Origin of the sequence: Curtobacterium sp. MCBA15_012, from assembly GCF_001864935.2 — a bacterium.
Lineage (GTDB): Bacteria > Actinomycetota > Actinomycetes > Actinomycetales > Microbacteriaceae > Curtobacterium.
Window position 1 is genome coordinate 816,931 of record NZ_CP126267.1, and the last position, 13,515, is coordinate 830,445.

The following is a 13,515-nucleotide window of genomic DNA, read 5'->3' on the forward strand; positions in this document are numbered from 1 at the left end:
TCCGGCAGCAGCCGAGAGCCGGGCGACCACTGCACCACCCCACCTGTTCGAGAGGCCCCCGTGCGAACGATCGGTCAGCACCGCGACGCTGTCGCAGCCCTGCTCGCGCCGGTGCTCGCCGCGCTCGGATCCGAACGCCGCTCGACGGACGACCTCGCGGTCGCCCCGGACGCCGGACGGGGCCGCCGCGTGCTCGCGACCGCGGTGTCCGCGCCGGTCCCGCTGCCGACCTTCGACAACAGCCAGATGGACGGGTTCGCCGTGCGCGCGGGCGACGCCGGTCGGACCGTCCGCGTGGTCGACCCGGTGCCCGCGGGGACCGTGCCGGCCCCGCTGCCGCCGGACAGCGCGGCGCCGATCATGACCGGAGCGCGCATCCCGATCGGTGCCGACGCCGTGGTCCCGGTCGAGGCGGTCCGGCCCGGCAGGTTCCCGGAGGCACTCGCGCTCGCGGAGCTCACCGTCCCGACCGGCACGACCGCGGGCACGTTCGTGCGGACGACGGGCAGCGACGTCGCCCGCGGGGCCGAGCTCGCGCCGGCCGGGGCGCCGGTGACGCCCGCGCTGCTCGGCACGCTCGCGTCGGCGGGGGTCGGTTCCGTCGAGGTGGTGCGGCCGGTGCGGGTGCTCGTCGTCTCGACGGGGAGCGAGCTCCGCGGCGAGGAGCCGGTCGGTGCTGACGGTGCTGACGGTGCTGACGGCCGCGACGGTGCCGACGGTGGTGCAGACCTCGGCGGTCTCGATGGTCCGGGCGCCGCCGGGGCCCTGATCGGCGACGCCAACGGGGTGGCGCTGCGTGCGGCCCTGGCCGAGGTCGGCGCGGTGACGCGTGCCGTGCGCCTGAGCGACGATCCCGAGCGCTTCGTCGAGGCACTCGACCGTGCGGTGGGTGACTGGGCCGACCTCGTGCTGACGACCGGTGGCATCAGCGCCGGGGCGTACGAGGTCGTGCGGCAGACCCTCGAACCGCTCGGGCTCGCCGTGACCCCGGTCGCGATGCAGCCCGGCGGGCCGCAGGCGTCGGGCTCGGTCACCCTCGGTGGCCGCACCGTCCCGGTCGTGGCCTTCCCCGGCAACCCCGTGTCGGCGCTCGTGTCGTTCGAGGTGTTCCTGCGCCCTGTGCTCACCGCGGCCGTCGGCGCCCCCGACCGGCCCGCCGAGCAGCTGCCGGCGGCCGAGTCCGCGACCTCGCCGGTCGGCAAGCACCAGGTCCGTCGCGGTCGGGTCGCCGACGGCCGGGTGTACTTCGTCGGCGGGCCGAGCTCGCACCTGCTCGCGCACCTGGCGGCCGCCACCCACCTCGTCCACGTCCCGGTCGGAACCGACACCATCGAACCCGGCGACCCCCTGATCGTCTGGAGCCTCCGATGACCGACGACCACCGCGCCTCCCCGGACGGCGACGACGAGCCGGACCGCGGCGCACCCGACCGCGGCGGCGACGCGCCGGGCGCCGACGCTCCGCTCGTCGACGCTCCGCTCGCCGCGGAGGCCGCGGGCGAGCTGTCCCACGTCCGCGCCGACGGCACCGCCCACATGGTCGACGTTTCCGACAAGGACGTCACCGCGCGCTCGGCGACGGCGACGGCGACGCTGGTCACCCGGGACGACGTCGTCCGGCGGATCATCGACGGCTCGCTGCCCAAGGGCGAGGTAATCGGCACCGCGCGCATCGCGGCGATCATGGCCGTCAAGAAGACCTCCGACCTGGTCCCGCTCTGCCACCCGCTGCCCATCGCCGGCGTCGAGGTCGACATCACGGGCGAGGGCGACCACGTCCGGATCGAGGTGTCCGTGCGCACGACCTCGCGCACGGGCGTCGAGATGGAGGCGCTGACCGGTGCGAGCGTCGCGGCGCTGACGGTCTACGACATGGTGAAGGCCGTCGACCGTGCGGCCGTGATCACGGAGGTCCGCGTGCTCGAGAAGCACGGTGGACGCTCCGGGGACTGGAGCGCCCGATGACCGACCGACCCACCGACGACACCGCGACGAGGGGCCGCGCCGCGGTCCTCGTGGTCTCCACCTCCGCGGCGACCGAGCCGTCCCTCGACCGCACCGGCCCGGGCATCGCCGCGTGGCTGCGTGAGCGTGGCTTCGTGGTCGAGGAACCCGTCATCGTGCCTGACGGCGGACCGATCGCCGAGACCGTCACCGCAGCGCTGCTGGCCGACGCCCGCGTGGTCGTCACGACCGGCGGAACCGGGGTCACGCCCACCGACCGCACGCCCGAGGCCGTCGCACCGCTGCTCGACCTCGAACTCCCCGGTGTCCTCGAGGAGGTCCGCCGCCGTGGTCTCGCGGGGGCGGGTCCGACGGCGCTGCTGAGCCGCGGTGTGGCCGGCATCGCCTCCACCGGAGCCTTCGTCGTCACCCTGCCCGGATCGCGCGGCGGTGTCGCCGACGGGCTGGCGGTCATCGACGGCCTGCTCGACCACGTGCTCGCGCAGGTGCACGGAGCGGGGCACGCACCGCGCACGACCGACGGTGCAGGCCACGCGTCACGCACCGCTGAAGGAGCGACCTCGTGACCGCCGCCGAGCGGGTCCTGCTCGCCGACGTCGTCGACGTCGCGGTGTCCGTCGAGCAGGTCGCCGCAGCGGTCGAGACCGAGCAGGACGGCGCGGTCGTCACCTTCGCCGGGATCGTCCGCGACCACGACGGCGGCAAGGGCGTGACTGCGCTCGGCTACGAGCGGCACCCGAGCGCCGGTGAGGTCATCGCCGAGGTCGCCCGGTCGATCGCCGAGGAGCACCCCGGTGTCCGCATCGCGGTGCTGCACCGCGTGGGGGACCTGGTCGTCGGGGACGTGGCGCTCGCCGCAGCGGTGTCGTCACCGCACCGGGCCGAGGCCTTCGCGGCGTGCTCTGACCTGGTCGACCGCGTCAAGGAGCGCACCCCGATCTGGAAGCACCAGCGCTTCACCGATGGCTCCGACGAGTGGGTCGCGTCGCTCTGAGTGGTCTTGCGGTGCGCCGTGGTGCGGCGCGGTGCGGCGCGGTGCGGCGCGGCGCGGCGCGGCGCGGCGCGCGGCGGCCGGCGCGGCGCGGTGGCGCGGTGGCGCGGCGCGGCGGCGCGCGGCGCCTCCCGCACAACCGGCGGCACGTCGCACCATGGTTCGCCGTGGCGCGACGTGCTTTCCCTTGTTCGGGAGCACGTCGCACCGCGACGTGCTCCGCGGCCGCCCCCGCGCCCCGCGCCCCCCCGCGCCCCCCGCGCCCCGCGCCCACCCCGCGCCCGCCCCGTGCACCCCGCACCCCCGCGCGCCGCCTACCCTTGACGGGTGGCTCATCTCCTCGGCGCCGAGAACATGCATCTCGAGTTCCCCACCCGTGTCGTCTTCGACAGCGTCACCATCGGCCTCGACGAGGGCGACCGGATCGGCGTCGTCGGCCGGAACGGTGACGGCAAGTCGACCCTGCTCGCCCTGCTGGCCCAGCGCCTCGAACCGGACGCCGGTCGTGTCACACACCGCCGCGGCCTGACGGTCGGGTACCTCGACCAGCGCGACGTCCTGCCGGCGGGTGCGACGGTCGGCGCGACCGTCGTCGGCGACCTCGAGGAACACGAGTGGGCCGGCGACCCGAAGATCCGCGACGTGATCGGCGGCCTCGTGTCGGACATCCCGTGGGAGGCCGTCGTCGACGACCTCTCCGGTGGTCAGCGGCGACGGATCGCGCTCGCGAAGCTCCTGGTCGGCGACTGGGACGTGCTGTTCCTCGACGAGCCGACGAACCACCTCGACGTCGAGGGCATCCAGTGGCTCGCCGACCACATCAACCGTCGCTGGTCGTCGAACCAGGGCGGCATGGTCGTGGTGACGCACGACCGGTGGTTCCTCGACGCGGTGTCGACCGACACGTGGGAGGTCCACGACGGCGTCGTCGAGCCGTTCGAGGGCGGCTACGCGGCGTACATCCTGCAGCGCGTCGAGCGCGACCGGCAGGCAGCGGCGTCCGAGCAGCGTCGCCAGAACCTGGCGCGCAAGGAGCTCGCGTGGCTCCGCCGCGGCGCCCCGGCGCGCACGAGCAAGCCGAAGTTCCGCATCGACGCGGCGAACGCCCTCATCGACGACGTCCCGCCGATCCGCGACACCGTCGCGCTGTCGCAGACGGCGACCGCGCGGCTCGGCAAGGACGTCGTCGACCTGCTCGACATCGGCGTCACCTTCGGCGACGACGTGATCCTGCGTGACATCGAGTGGCGCATCGCACCGGGGGAGCGGACCGGCATCCTCGGGCCGAACGGTGCCGGCAAGTCGACGCTGCTCAACCTGGTCTCCGGCAAGCTGCAGCCCACCGTCGGCCGGGTGAAGACCGGCAAGACCGTGCAGGTCGCGGTGCTCGACCAGCAGCTCGCCGACCTCGCGCAGTTCGCGAACGACCGCGTCCGCGAGGTCGTCGCCCGCAAGAAGACGAGCTACGTCGCCGACGGCAAGGAGATGACGCCGTCGCAGCTGTTGGAGCGGCTCGGGTTCACGTCCGAGCAGCTGTCGACGCCGGTGAAGGACCTGAGCGGTGGCCAGAAGCGCCGGCTCCAGCTCATGCTCATCCTGCTCGACGAGCCGAACGTGCTCATCCTCGACGAGCCGACCAACGACCTCGACACCGACATGCTCGCCGCGATGGAGGACCTGCTCGACACCTGGCCGGGCACCCTGCTCGTCGTGTCGCACGACCGGTACCTGCTCGAGCGCGTCACCGACCAGCAGTACGCGGTCCTCGGTGGTCGCCTCCGGCACCTGCCGGGCGGCGTCGACGAGTACGTGCGGCTGCGCGCGTCGGGTTCCGTCCCGCAGACCGCATCAGCGGCTGCCGCCGCCTCGGCCGGGAGGCCCGACACGGCCGGGTCCACGGGCTCGGCCGGGTCCGTGGCCGGGTCGGGAGGCGCGGGTACGGCCGGTGGGGCCGGCTCGGCTCCGGCGCTGTCGGGTGCGGACCGTCGCACCGCCGAGAAGGAGATGTCCGCCCTCGACCGCAAGATCGCGAAGGCCGGTGCCGACCGGCAGAAGCTGCTCGACGCCTTCGCGGCGCACGACCAGTCCGACTACGCGGGGCTCGGGGAGCTGCAGACGAAGCTCGCGGCGCTCGACGCCGAGGTCGAGCAGCTCGAGGAGCGGTGGCTCGAGGTCGCCGAGGTGCTCGGGGTCTGACATCTCCGGGCGGCGGTGGCGCTGGCTCGCGTCCCGTCGCGGGGATGGAGCAGACGATGTCGGGTGGCGGGCGTTCAGCCGACGGTTCCTGCTCCATCGACCGTTCGCGGCGCGTCCAGGAACGCGCTAGTCGCCCAGCCCGAGGATCAGGCGCCGCAGGAGGCCGGACAGCTGGTCCTGCTCGTCGTCGGCGACACCCGCCAGGATGTCCCGCTCGGCGCGGAGCAGATCGGCGATCGCCGCGTCGACGGCCGCGCGACCGGTGGCGGTCAGGGACACGAGGATGCCCCGGCCGTCCCGCGGGTCGGTCCGGCGGGACACCAGGCCCCGGGCGGCGAGCCGGTCGACGCGGTTCGTCATCGTGCCGCTCGACACCAGGGTCTGCTGCAGCAGCGACTTCGGGCTCAGCTCGTAGGGCTCACCGGCACGGCGGAGGGCCGAGAGCACGTCGAACTCCCACGGCTCGACGTCGCTCGCATCGAAGGCTGCTCGTCGAGCACGGTCGAGGTGCCGGGCGAGCCGGTCCACGCGGGACAGGACCTCGAGCGGGCCGAAGTCCAGGTCGGGGCGTTCCCCGCGCCACGCAGCGACGATCCGGTCGACCTCGTCCTGCTGCGGCATCCCTCCATCTTGGCCGAACCCGTCGGACACGGCCAGCCGCACGGTCGTGGGAGGATGGTCGCGCACCCCGAGGGGTGTGTTCCGCCTTGGTGTAACGGCAGCACGACGGCCTTTGGTGCCGTTAGGTCCGGGTTCGAATCCTGGAGGCGGAGCGGGCGGACCGGATCCGGCGCGCCATCTCGGAAGTCGGGTTCCTTCTGAACGACCAGGCGAGACGATTGCGCGCCGGACGCAGCACGACGGTCGGCCTCGTCGTGCTCGACGCCGGGAACCTCTTCGTCTCGGACGTCGCCCGCAGCGTCGAGGGCGCTGCTGCGGAATGCGGACTCGCCGTGCTGGTCGGTAACAGCGACGACTCCGCCGAGCGGGAGCACGTCTACGTGGGCCTCTTCGAAGAACGCCGTCTCGCCGGGCACCTCACCACGCCAGCGGCAGAGGACCTGTCGAGCCTCGTCCTGTTGCGGGCGCAAGGCGCCCCGGTGGGTCTGGTCGAGCGCGGAGCGGATGCCTCCGGCTTCCCCTCGGCGGCGGTCGACGACGAGCGCATCCCCGGAACCCGTGGAACGCCCGTCAGGACTGATGTCCGGGATCGGCGCATCACTGGCATCCGCGGACGCGCCGAACACCTCGCGCGGAACGGAAGGTAGTTCGAACCAACCAGCGGCACTCCGTCCGATGATGCTCCGGGTGTTGCGGGCATCCTGCACGGGGTTGCAGCTCGAACGAAGCGATGCACGCGCACAAGACAGGAGAGGCACGCCCGAAGGCATGCCTCTCCTGTTGACCGCTAGGGCTGATCGCCCGTGTGCTGTGCCCGTCGGTCGCGTGCCTCGGAGTCCTGGCGGCGTTGGGTCGGTCCCTTCTTGAAGGACCCCCACACCGCGGTGCCGATCAGGATGAACGTGACCACGAGCACGACCGGGATGAAACCTGGGATCAGCATTGGATTCCCCTCAAGAAGACGGACAGGTTCGTCTGCGCTGACTCTACGCCGAGCGCGCGATCAGTAGTTGGTCGTCCAAGCTCTCGATGTCGTGACCCGCAGCGAGACGTAGAGATCCTCGCTCGATCCGAGGCTGGTCGACTTGTACAGCGCGTGTTCCTGTGCGTACGCCTCGAGGGAGCCGTCCTGCTTCTTCCGCTTGATGGTCACGGTCGGTGCAGCAACCAGATTGCCGTACTTCACCACCGCGTTCGCCTTGTTCGCGGTGTCGATCTGTGCCCCTCCGGTGTAGCGCTCGTAGGTCGCGTTGAACCAGAGGTCGTACGGGCCCGTGGCGATCTCGACCTTGCAGTTGGACTCGACGACGTAGCCGCCACCGTTGGATTCCTTGCATCCTGTGATCTGCTGGGGCTGAAGCGAGCGAGACCCGGCCTTCGCACCCCCAGCGGTGACCGCCGGCTTCTCGAGCGAGGTGACGGCGACGGACCCGTCTGGGTAGACGGATCGACTCACGAGCTCGGTCGCTGTTTGCACGCTGGTCGTACTGGTCGGTTCAACGGATTGCGACATCGAGTCGAGGAGACTGCCGCTGTCGAGCTTGGCGATGAGCGCATCCTGCGTCGCCGACTGGACACCTTGGCTGGTGAACCATTCCCGGAGCGCTGTCTGGTCCTGGGTCGTCGTCGTGGCCGAAGCGGGAAGCGCGCCGAACATGCCGGAGCAGAGTGCCCCGACGACGACGGCAGTGATTGTGACCTTCTTGACCGAGTTCGTCGTGCTCACCAGGAGCCTCCCTTGGTGCTGGTTGCCTTGTTGTTGCCGACCTTGAGAGAGAGGCTCGCCGTGAAGGAGCCGCCGCCCCTCGAAGAGTTGTAGACAGTCGTTGCTGTTGCGGTCGCCGGTCCGGACGCGTTCTCGTTCCTCTTCGTGATCTTGAGGGACGGCGTCGGTGCCGTACCCGCAATCGCGTAGGCGTACGGTGCAGAGACTTCGTTGATCAGATCGTTGTTGTCTCCCTGCACGATGTCGTACGTGGCATGGAAGGCGACTTGCAAGAAGCTGTTGTCCGCGGCGACGACACAGTTGTTGTACCGAGTGTCGTAGTGACTCGGTGTGGTGCTCGCGCACTGACCCACCGACTGCGGGGTCACGGCTCGTCGGGAGATGCCGGCCCCGCCACCGGCGTTCGGGTTCTGCATCTCCGTTTCGGAGATCGAACCGTCCGCGAAGACGTACTGCGTCACCGTGAATCCGTCGCGTTGGAGGACCTTCACCGAGGCCGGAGACTGGCCTTCGCGCATCGAATCCATCATCCCGCCATCGAGGAACCGGTCGATGAGCGGGCCGTAGGTTGCCTCTGGGACGCCGCGCGCGGCGTACCAGTCGCTCATGTGAGCTGTGATCGCGGCATCATCGCTCGGGACTGCTGCAGGTTCGGTTGACTCCTGAGAGGTAGGGGCATTGGCTCCTGCTGGAAGGATGTGCGCCATGGTGAAGGCGTATCCGGAAGAGTTCCGCCGTGACGTGATCGCGGTCGCCCGGAAGGGCGAGACGTCAGTGCGGCAGGTCGCGAAGGACTTCGGCGTCTCCGAGTCCTGCCTGGCCCGCTGGTTGCGCCTCGCGGACCGTGACGACGGCATCGGGGTCGCAGAGCCGCCGTCGCTGAAAGCGGTGGAGCAAGCCGAGCTGCGGGAGGCGCAGAAACGGATCCGGCTGCTCGAGCAGGAGAACGAGATCCTCCGCCGGGCAGCGGCGTACTTCGCGCAGTCACAACTCCCAAAATGATCTACCCGCTGGTCCTTGAACTCGCCGACGACGGTGTTCCTGTCGCGGTGGCCTGCCGGGTACTGGGCTTCTCGAAGCAGGCGTTCTATCGCTGGCGCGCCAGCCCCGTGTCCAAACGGGACTGGGACGACGCGCACCTGACCAACGCCGCCATCGACGCGCATCGCGACGATCCGACGTTCGGGTACCGGTTCATCGCTGACGACTTGGCCGCGGCTGGCCACCGGACCTCCGAGCGTCGGGTGTGGCGGTTGTGCTCGCAGCAGCGGCTCTGGTCCCTGCACTCGAAGAAGCGCGGCCTGACCCGGAAGGCCGGTCCGCCGGTGCACGACGACCGGGTCCGGCGAACGTTCACAGCACCAGACCTGGACCGGCTGTGGCTGACCGACATCACCGAGCACCCGACCGGGGAGGGCAAGCTCTACCTCTGCGCGATCAAGGACGCCTGCTCCCGCCGGATCGTGGGCTACTCGATCGGTGATCGGATGCGGTCCTCGCTCGCCGTCGCAGCCCTGCAGATGGCGGTGCACCGCCGGAACCCGACCGGGACGGTCGTCCACTCGGATCGCGGCAGCCAGTTCCGGTCGAAGAAGTTCGTCCGCGCCCTCTGCGATGCAGGGCTCCTCGGATCGATGGGCAGAGTCGGCGCCTGCGCGGACAACGCTGCGATGGAATCGTTCTTCGCCCTGCTGCAGAAGAACGTCCTCAACCGGAAACGATGGACGACCCGGGAAGAGCTCCGGCTGGCGATCATCACTTGGATCGAAGCGACCTACCACCGGAAACGACGCCAACGCGGTCTTGGGAAGTTGACCCCAATCGAGTACGAGACGATCATCAACCCACAGGTCGCACTCGCGGCCTAAACGAACGAGTCAACCAAACCTGCAGCAGTCCCCTCGTCGCGGAGGCTGATACAGCGGGAACGAGCGTCAGGCCGACGACGGTGCATACCGTTGCTGCCGTCGCTCCAAAGCGCCCCCAACGTTTGGTCAAAGCCATCTGAAACTCCTGTTCGCTCGGCGGGAGATCCCCGTGCAGAGCGAGTATTCGGCCGAGCCGCAGGAGACCGCGTCAACCTCTGGGCCGTAGACAAGTGGTTCTAGAGAAGTTAGGTTGAGGTCGCTCTGCCTGCCGACGGCAGATTCGCTGACGAGGGGGAACGTGTCAGGACCTACCACGAGTCGAAACGGACAGGGCCGCACGGCGCTACTGAGATTCAGCCTCGCCTTCCGCTTCCCGTCTGCGTATCCTGCCGGCGCTCCGGCGCAGTCGCAGAGCGCCGGAGCGACGCCGTTCGCCATTGCGCACATCGTCGTGGTCGTCGGCCCCATGTTGCTGCTGCGGAGGGCGACCCGGGGGCTGTTCGTCGCGACGCTGACTCGAAACCCCCACGCTTGACCGATGCCACCATCCCTCGCTCCGGATGACGGCCCTGCGCTGGCGGCAACCGTCGGAGCCTTGCACCGCATAGCGAACTTCATCGCAGGACAAGACCACGCAGAGATTCTCGAACTTCGCAACGAAGCCATCCGGCTCGCTGGCGCGCACCTTTCTGCGCACAAGCTCGCAGACGCTGCGGGTATCCCGATCGAACTCGTCATGAGCGTGCTCTGCGGCTGAGCGCTTGCGGGGCGCTGGTGGCGAGGGGCGAAGTCGCCGCTGGTGCCGTCGCTCGTCCAGGTGTCGTTCCTGTCCCCACCAAGTCCCGTACCTCGCGTGCAAGAGGTGGGAATGCGGTCCGACCGATCCCGCCGCACAGGGAACGACGGCTCCATCTCGGGTCAAGGTCGGGCGGACCCGCGTGGACGGCTCGACACACTCGTGGCTTTCTGCCGTGAGCACTGTGTGCCGTCGATCTGGTTGGCTGGACGAAGGGGCTACGGGGGACGCGACCGTCCGGCTCGCAGCGGTGCACAGGGGGAGGGGGCACGATGCACGACCGACTGCCGGTGGCCGCGGTGCTCGCCGCGGTGACCCTCGCGGCGACGACCGGCTGCTCGTCCGTGTCCACGACGCCACCGGTCGACCCGGTCGGTTCGTGGACACTGTCCTCGGACCCGTCGAGCCGGATGGTGCTGCACGAGGACGGCTCCCTCGCGGTGGTGGACATGCCGTACGACATCGCCTGCGACGTCGACGCCCCGTGGTCGGGCCTCCCGGAGTGTGCCGACCGCTCCGCGCCGGTGTCGTTCACCGGGACGTGGCGTCTCGCCGACGGGGATCCGCACGCGGTCCGGCTGGCCACCGACGACCGCCGCGTCAGCACGGCGTACCGCGACGGTGCTGAACTCGGGTTCTGGGTCGGCAGTCTCGACCGACCGGAGCCGACCTACCGCTACGTCCATGACTGAGCCGTCGTCGGCGGCACGCCCCGACGGAGGCTCCGTGCGCTCGACCACCACCCGGACGACTGCGGTCGCCGCGCTGCTCGCCGCTGCCACGCTCCTGCTCACGAGCTGCACGGGCCACGTCGACGCCGGCTCGGCCGGTGCCGACGCCGCCCGCGACGAGCTCGCGCGGATCGACGGCGTCGCGACGGTCCGTGCGGACGGCTCGAACGACCTGCCGTTCGCCGGGACCACGACCGCGACGGTCGTCACCGAGGACGACCTGTCGGACGACCGACTGCAGCGGGTCACCGATGCTGTCGGACAGTGGATCGCCGACCACCGGGGCAGCGTCACCTACTCCGCCGACGTCGAGGCGGACGGCTTCGTCTTCACCGTCCAACCGACGAAGACGGCGAACGCGCGGGTGCTCGACGTCGTGGACGGGCTCCGTGGTGACGACCGCTGGCTCGGCGCGGTGCTGTCCGTCCGTGGCGAGGTCCGCTCACTCGACCTGCAGGTGGCGGACCCCGCCGACCTCGTCACCGGGTGGACGGCGGTGCGGGCGGCCGCCGACGGGTCCGGGTGGGACGACGTCACCGCGACCGCGAGCGCCTGGAACGACCCGGCACGTGACACCACCGGACGGCGGGACCCGGACTGGTCCATCACGGACTCGGCAGGCGATCCCGCGACCGAGGTCGCGGCCCTCGGGCAGGTGGCCGCTGCGCACCGGCTGACCGCTGCCACCGTCCGCCGGGGACTCGTGCACGTCCACACCGCGGACCTGGCCGACGTGCCCGACGTGACCGCCGTGCTGGAGCGGGCAGCGCCGGACGCCGCGGCGATCGTGGACGGCGGGGTCGTCACGAAGCGCGACCCGGGTGACGACGTCGACGAACGACCGGACGCCGGGACGTACGCTGAGGCCGATCGGCTCGCCCGTGTTGCGGCACGTCCCGGGGTCACCGCGGTCGAGCTCACCCGCACCGGGGTCACCGTCACCGCCGCCGACGTCGACACGGCGCTCGCGGCGGCCGAGGCGCTCGCCGCGGCGTCGCCGGTCGCACCCGTGCGGACGCTGTCGGTCGGGTCGTCGGCAGCGGCGGCCGCAGGGGACCACCAAGGGCTCCTCGTGCAGGGCTCCGCCGATCGCCTCGGTGCGTCCGCGGCGGTCGCCCGGCGCCTCACCGCCTTCCTGCCCGCGCGGGCGTCCTTCTTCGGCGCGGACCCGTCGGACGGCCCGTCCCCGTCGACGCCGACGAGTCCGACGACCACCACGAACGCGTCGATCTCCGCGACCCTGCAGCGCATCGACGACGTCCCCGCGTTCGTGCAGGCGGTGCGGCCGGTGCTCCCCGACGGCACCACGGTGCAGGTCGGCATCGCCGGTCAGCTCCCGCTGCAGACCGCGCAGCTCACGCTCCGCGACGGCAGGCTCACCATCGACCGGCCGCGAGCGGTCGCCACCGACGACGACGCCCGGGTACGGCTGGCCGAGGCGGTCCGCGAAGCCTGGAACGGCTGACGGGCAACGCCTGGAACGGCTGACCGCCGCCCGGACGGACGCACATCCACGGGCCGACCCCGGAACGCCGGGGTCGGCCTGCCCCGTCACATCGTGGGGACGACGACCGCGCGCCCGGAGAGTTCCCCGGTTTCGAGCTTCCGGTACGCCTCGAGCGCGTCGTCGAGCGAGAACCGCTCGACGTCCGGCTCGATCTGGCCGGCGCGGTACATGGCGACGACATCGTGCAGGTCCTCGATCGTGCCCCAGTAGGTGTTCGTGATCGTCGACTCGTACGGCGTCGAGAAGAAGTTCCACTCGACGGTCCCGCCCGCGATGCCCACGACGACCAGGCGACCGCCGATCGCCATCGAGGCCTGTGCCGTGGCGATGGTGGGCGTGACCCCGACGAAGTCGAAGGCCGCGTCGACGCCCTTGCCCCCGGTGAGCTCGCGGATGGCCGCTGCCTGGTCCGGACCGGCGGGCACGGTGAGCGCGCCACGCGCTGCTGCGCGCTCCATCGCCTCCGGCTTGGCGTCGGTCGCGATGACGGTGGCGCCCGTGAGCGCGGTGAGGATCTGCACCGCGATCTGGCCCAGGCCGCCGAGCCCGACGACCAGGGCGTACTTGCCGCCGCCGGCGAGGGCCGGGAGGGCGCCCTTGATCGCGTGGTACGGCGTGAGTGCCGCGTCGGCGAGGGGTGCCGCGGCGACGGGGTCGGCGTCCCCGAGCGGGACGAGGTTCCGCGCCGGCACGGTGACGTACTCCGCCATGCCGCCGTCGCGCCCGAGGCCGATCGCGGCGTAGGGGTTGGTCGCGGCGTTCTCGCAGTAGGTGTCCTGCCCCTTCGAGCAGTACGAGCAGTGCCCGCAGCCGACGGGGCCGTAGACGAGGTGGGCCTCCCCGGGGGTGAACCCGGTGACGCCCTCGCCGACGGCCTCCACCCAGCCGGAGCTCTCGTGGCCGAGCACGAAGCCGGGTGCCTGCGCACCGGGCTGGCCCTCGCGGAACTCGCGGTACACGGCGACGTCGGAGTGGCACGCGCCGGCTCCGGCGACCTTGAGCAGCACCTCCCCGGGACCGGGGACCGGCTTCTCGACCTCGGTGAGGGACGGGAAGGTCTGGTACTGCTCGAACATCACGGCGCGCATCGGCGTTCTCCTTCGACTTGCCTGCGG

The 13,515-nt window shown here is 71.3% G+C and carries 15 protein-coding genes and 1 tRNA gene; 11 read left to right on the forward strand and 5 right to left on the reverse strand.

Features of this window, described 5'->3' with window-relative positions:
* Positions 1–60 precede the first annotated feature (60 nt).
* The 5 genes from QOL15_RS03800 (at position 61) to QOL15_RS03820 (ending at position 5,151) form a co-directional block, all read left to right on the forward strand.
* Positions 61–1,371, forward strand: a complete 1,311-nt coding sequence (locus QOL15_RS03800) for a molybdopterin molybdotransferase MoeA (protein WP_071245153.1) — start codon at positions 61–63, stop codon at positions 1,369–1,371.
* A 164-nt stretch (positions 1,372–1,535) separates the two neighbouring features.
* Positions 1,536–1,964 carry a cyclic pyranopterin monophosphate synthase MoaC gene (gene moaC / locus QOL15_RS03805; RefSeq protein ID WP_171898798.1) on the forward strand — a complete coding sequence of 143 codons (429 nt, stop codon included), beginning with the start codon at positions 1,536–1,538 and terminating at the stop codon, positions 1,962–1,964.
* Positions 1,961–2,530, forward strand: coding sequence for a molybdenum cofactor biosynthesis protein B (locus QOL15_RS03810; RefSeq protein ID WP_071245151.1), 570 nt, complete (start codon positions 1,961–1,963; stop codon positions 2,528–2,530). The genes moaC and QOL15_RS03810 overlap by 4 nt, the downstream gene beginning before the upstream one ends.
* Positions 2,527–2,958 carry a molybdenum cofactor biosynthesis protein MoaE gene (locus QOL15_RS03815; protein WP_065963556.1) on the forward strand — a complete coding sequence of 144 codons (432 nt, stop codon included), beginning with the start codon at positions 2,527–2,529 and terminating at the stop codon, positions 2,956–2,958. Before QOL15_RS03810 ends, QOL15_RS03815 begins: the two co-directional genes overlap by 4 nt.
* A gap of 324 nt (positions 2,959–3,282) precedes the next feature.
* Positions 3,283–5,151, forward strand: coding sequence for an ABC-F family ATP-binding cassette domain-containing protein (locus tag QOL15_RS03820; RefSeq protein WP_071245149.1), 1,869 nt, complete (start codon positions 3,283–3,285; stop codon positions 5,149–5,151).
* A 126-nt stretch (positions 5,152–5,277) separates the two neighbouring features.
* Here the strand turns inward: QOL15_RS03820 and QOL15_RS03825 are convergent, their stop codons facing one another.
* Positions 5,278–5,772, reverse strand: coding sequence for a MarR family winged helix-turn-helix transcriptional regulator (locus QOL15_RS03825; protein ID WP_065965091.1), 495 nt, complete (start codon positions 5,770–5,772; stop codon positions 5,278–5,280).
* 80 nt (positions 5,773–5,852) lie between these two features.
* Between QOL15_RS03825 and QOL15_RS03830 the strand changes: the two genes are divergently transcribed.
* Both QOL15_RS03830 and QOL15_RS03835 read left to right on the forward strand, forming a co-directional pair.
* Positions 5,853–5,924: transfer RNA gene (locus QOL15_RS03830), tRNA-Gln, on the forward strand.
* A 66-nt stretch (positions 5,925–5,990) separates the two neighbouring features.
* Positions 5,991–6,419, forward strand: coding sequence for a LacI family transcriptional regulator (locus tag QOL15_RS03835; protein WP_071245147.1), 429 nt, complete (start codon positions 5,991–5,993; stop codon positions 6,417–6,419).
* Positions 6,420–6,559: 140 nt separating this feature from the next.
* On the opposite strand, the gene QOL15_RS03840 is transcribed toward QOL15_RS03835, so the two are convergent.
* The 3 genes from QOL15_RS03840 to QOL15_RS03850 are packed head-to-tail and all read right to left on the reverse strand — an operon-like array spanning position 6,560 to position 8,106.
* Positions 6,560–6,715 (reverse strand): hypothetical protein, encoded by a 156-nt coding sequence (locus QOL15_RS03840; protein ID WP_171898847.1) that lies wholly within the window; start codon positions 6,713–6,715, stop codon positions 6,560–6,562.
* Positions 6,716–6,775: 60 nt separating this feature from the next.
* Positions 6,776–7,498: a hypothetical protein gene (locus QOL15_RS03845; protein WP_065965087.1), complete on the reverse strand. Its 723-nt coding sequence runs from the start codon at positions 7,496–7,498 to the stop codon at positions 6,776–6,778.
* A complete protein-coding gene (locus QOL15_RS03850; RefSeq protein WP_071245145.1) occupies positions 7,495–8,106 on the reverse strand; it encodes a hypothetical protein in 612 nt (203 codons plus the stop codon). Before QOL15_RS03850 ends, QOL15_RS03845 begins: the two co-directional genes overlap by 4 nt.
* Positions 8,107–8,203: 97 nt before the next feature.
* Here QOL15_RS03850 and QOL15_RS03855 point away from each other — a divergent pair.
* The 4 genes from QOL15_RS03855 (at position 8,204) to QOL15_RS03870 (ending at position 12,358) form a co-directional block, all read left to right on the forward strand.
* A protein-coding gene (locus tag QOL15_RS03855; RefSeq protein WP_139197620.1) for an IS3 family transposase occupies positions 8,204–9,366 on the forward strand; the annotation gives its coding sequence in 2 pieces (ribosomal slippage) (positions 8,204–8,483 and positions 8,483–9,366; 1,164 coding nt in all).
* Positions 9,367–9,904: 538 nt separating this feature from the next.
* Positions 9,905–10,123 carry a hypothetical protein gene (locus QOL15_RS03860; RefSeq protein WP_139197600.1) on the forward strand — a complete coding sequence of 73 codons (219 nt, stop codon included), beginning with the start codon at positions 9,905–9,907 and terminating at the stop codon, positions 10,121–10,123.
* 311 nt (positions 10,124–10,434) lie between these two features.
* Positions 10,435–10,854, forward strand: a complete 420-nt coding sequence (locus QOL15_RS03865; protein WP_071249427.1) for a hypothetical protein — start codon at positions 10,435–10,437, stop codon at positions 10,852–10,854.
* 34 nt (positions 10,855–10,888) lie between these two features.
* Positions 10,889–12,358, forward strand: a complete 1,470-nt coding sequence (locus QOL15_RS03870) for a hypothetical protein (RefSeq protein WP_071249429.1) — start codon at positions 10,889–10,891, stop codon at positions 12,356–12,358.
* An 86-nt stretch (positions 12,359–12,444) separates the two neighbouring features.
* Here QOL15_RS03870 and QOL15_RS03875 read toward each other — a convergent pair whose 3' ends face one another.
* Positions 12,445–13,488: an NAD(P)-dependent alcohol dehydrogenase gene (locus QOL15_RS03875; RefSeq protein WP_065964975.1), complete on the reverse strand. Its 1,044-nt coding sequence runs from the start codon at positions 13,486–13,488 to the stop codon at positions 12,445–12,447.
* Between the last annotated feature and the right edge of the window lie 27 nt (positions 13,489–13,515).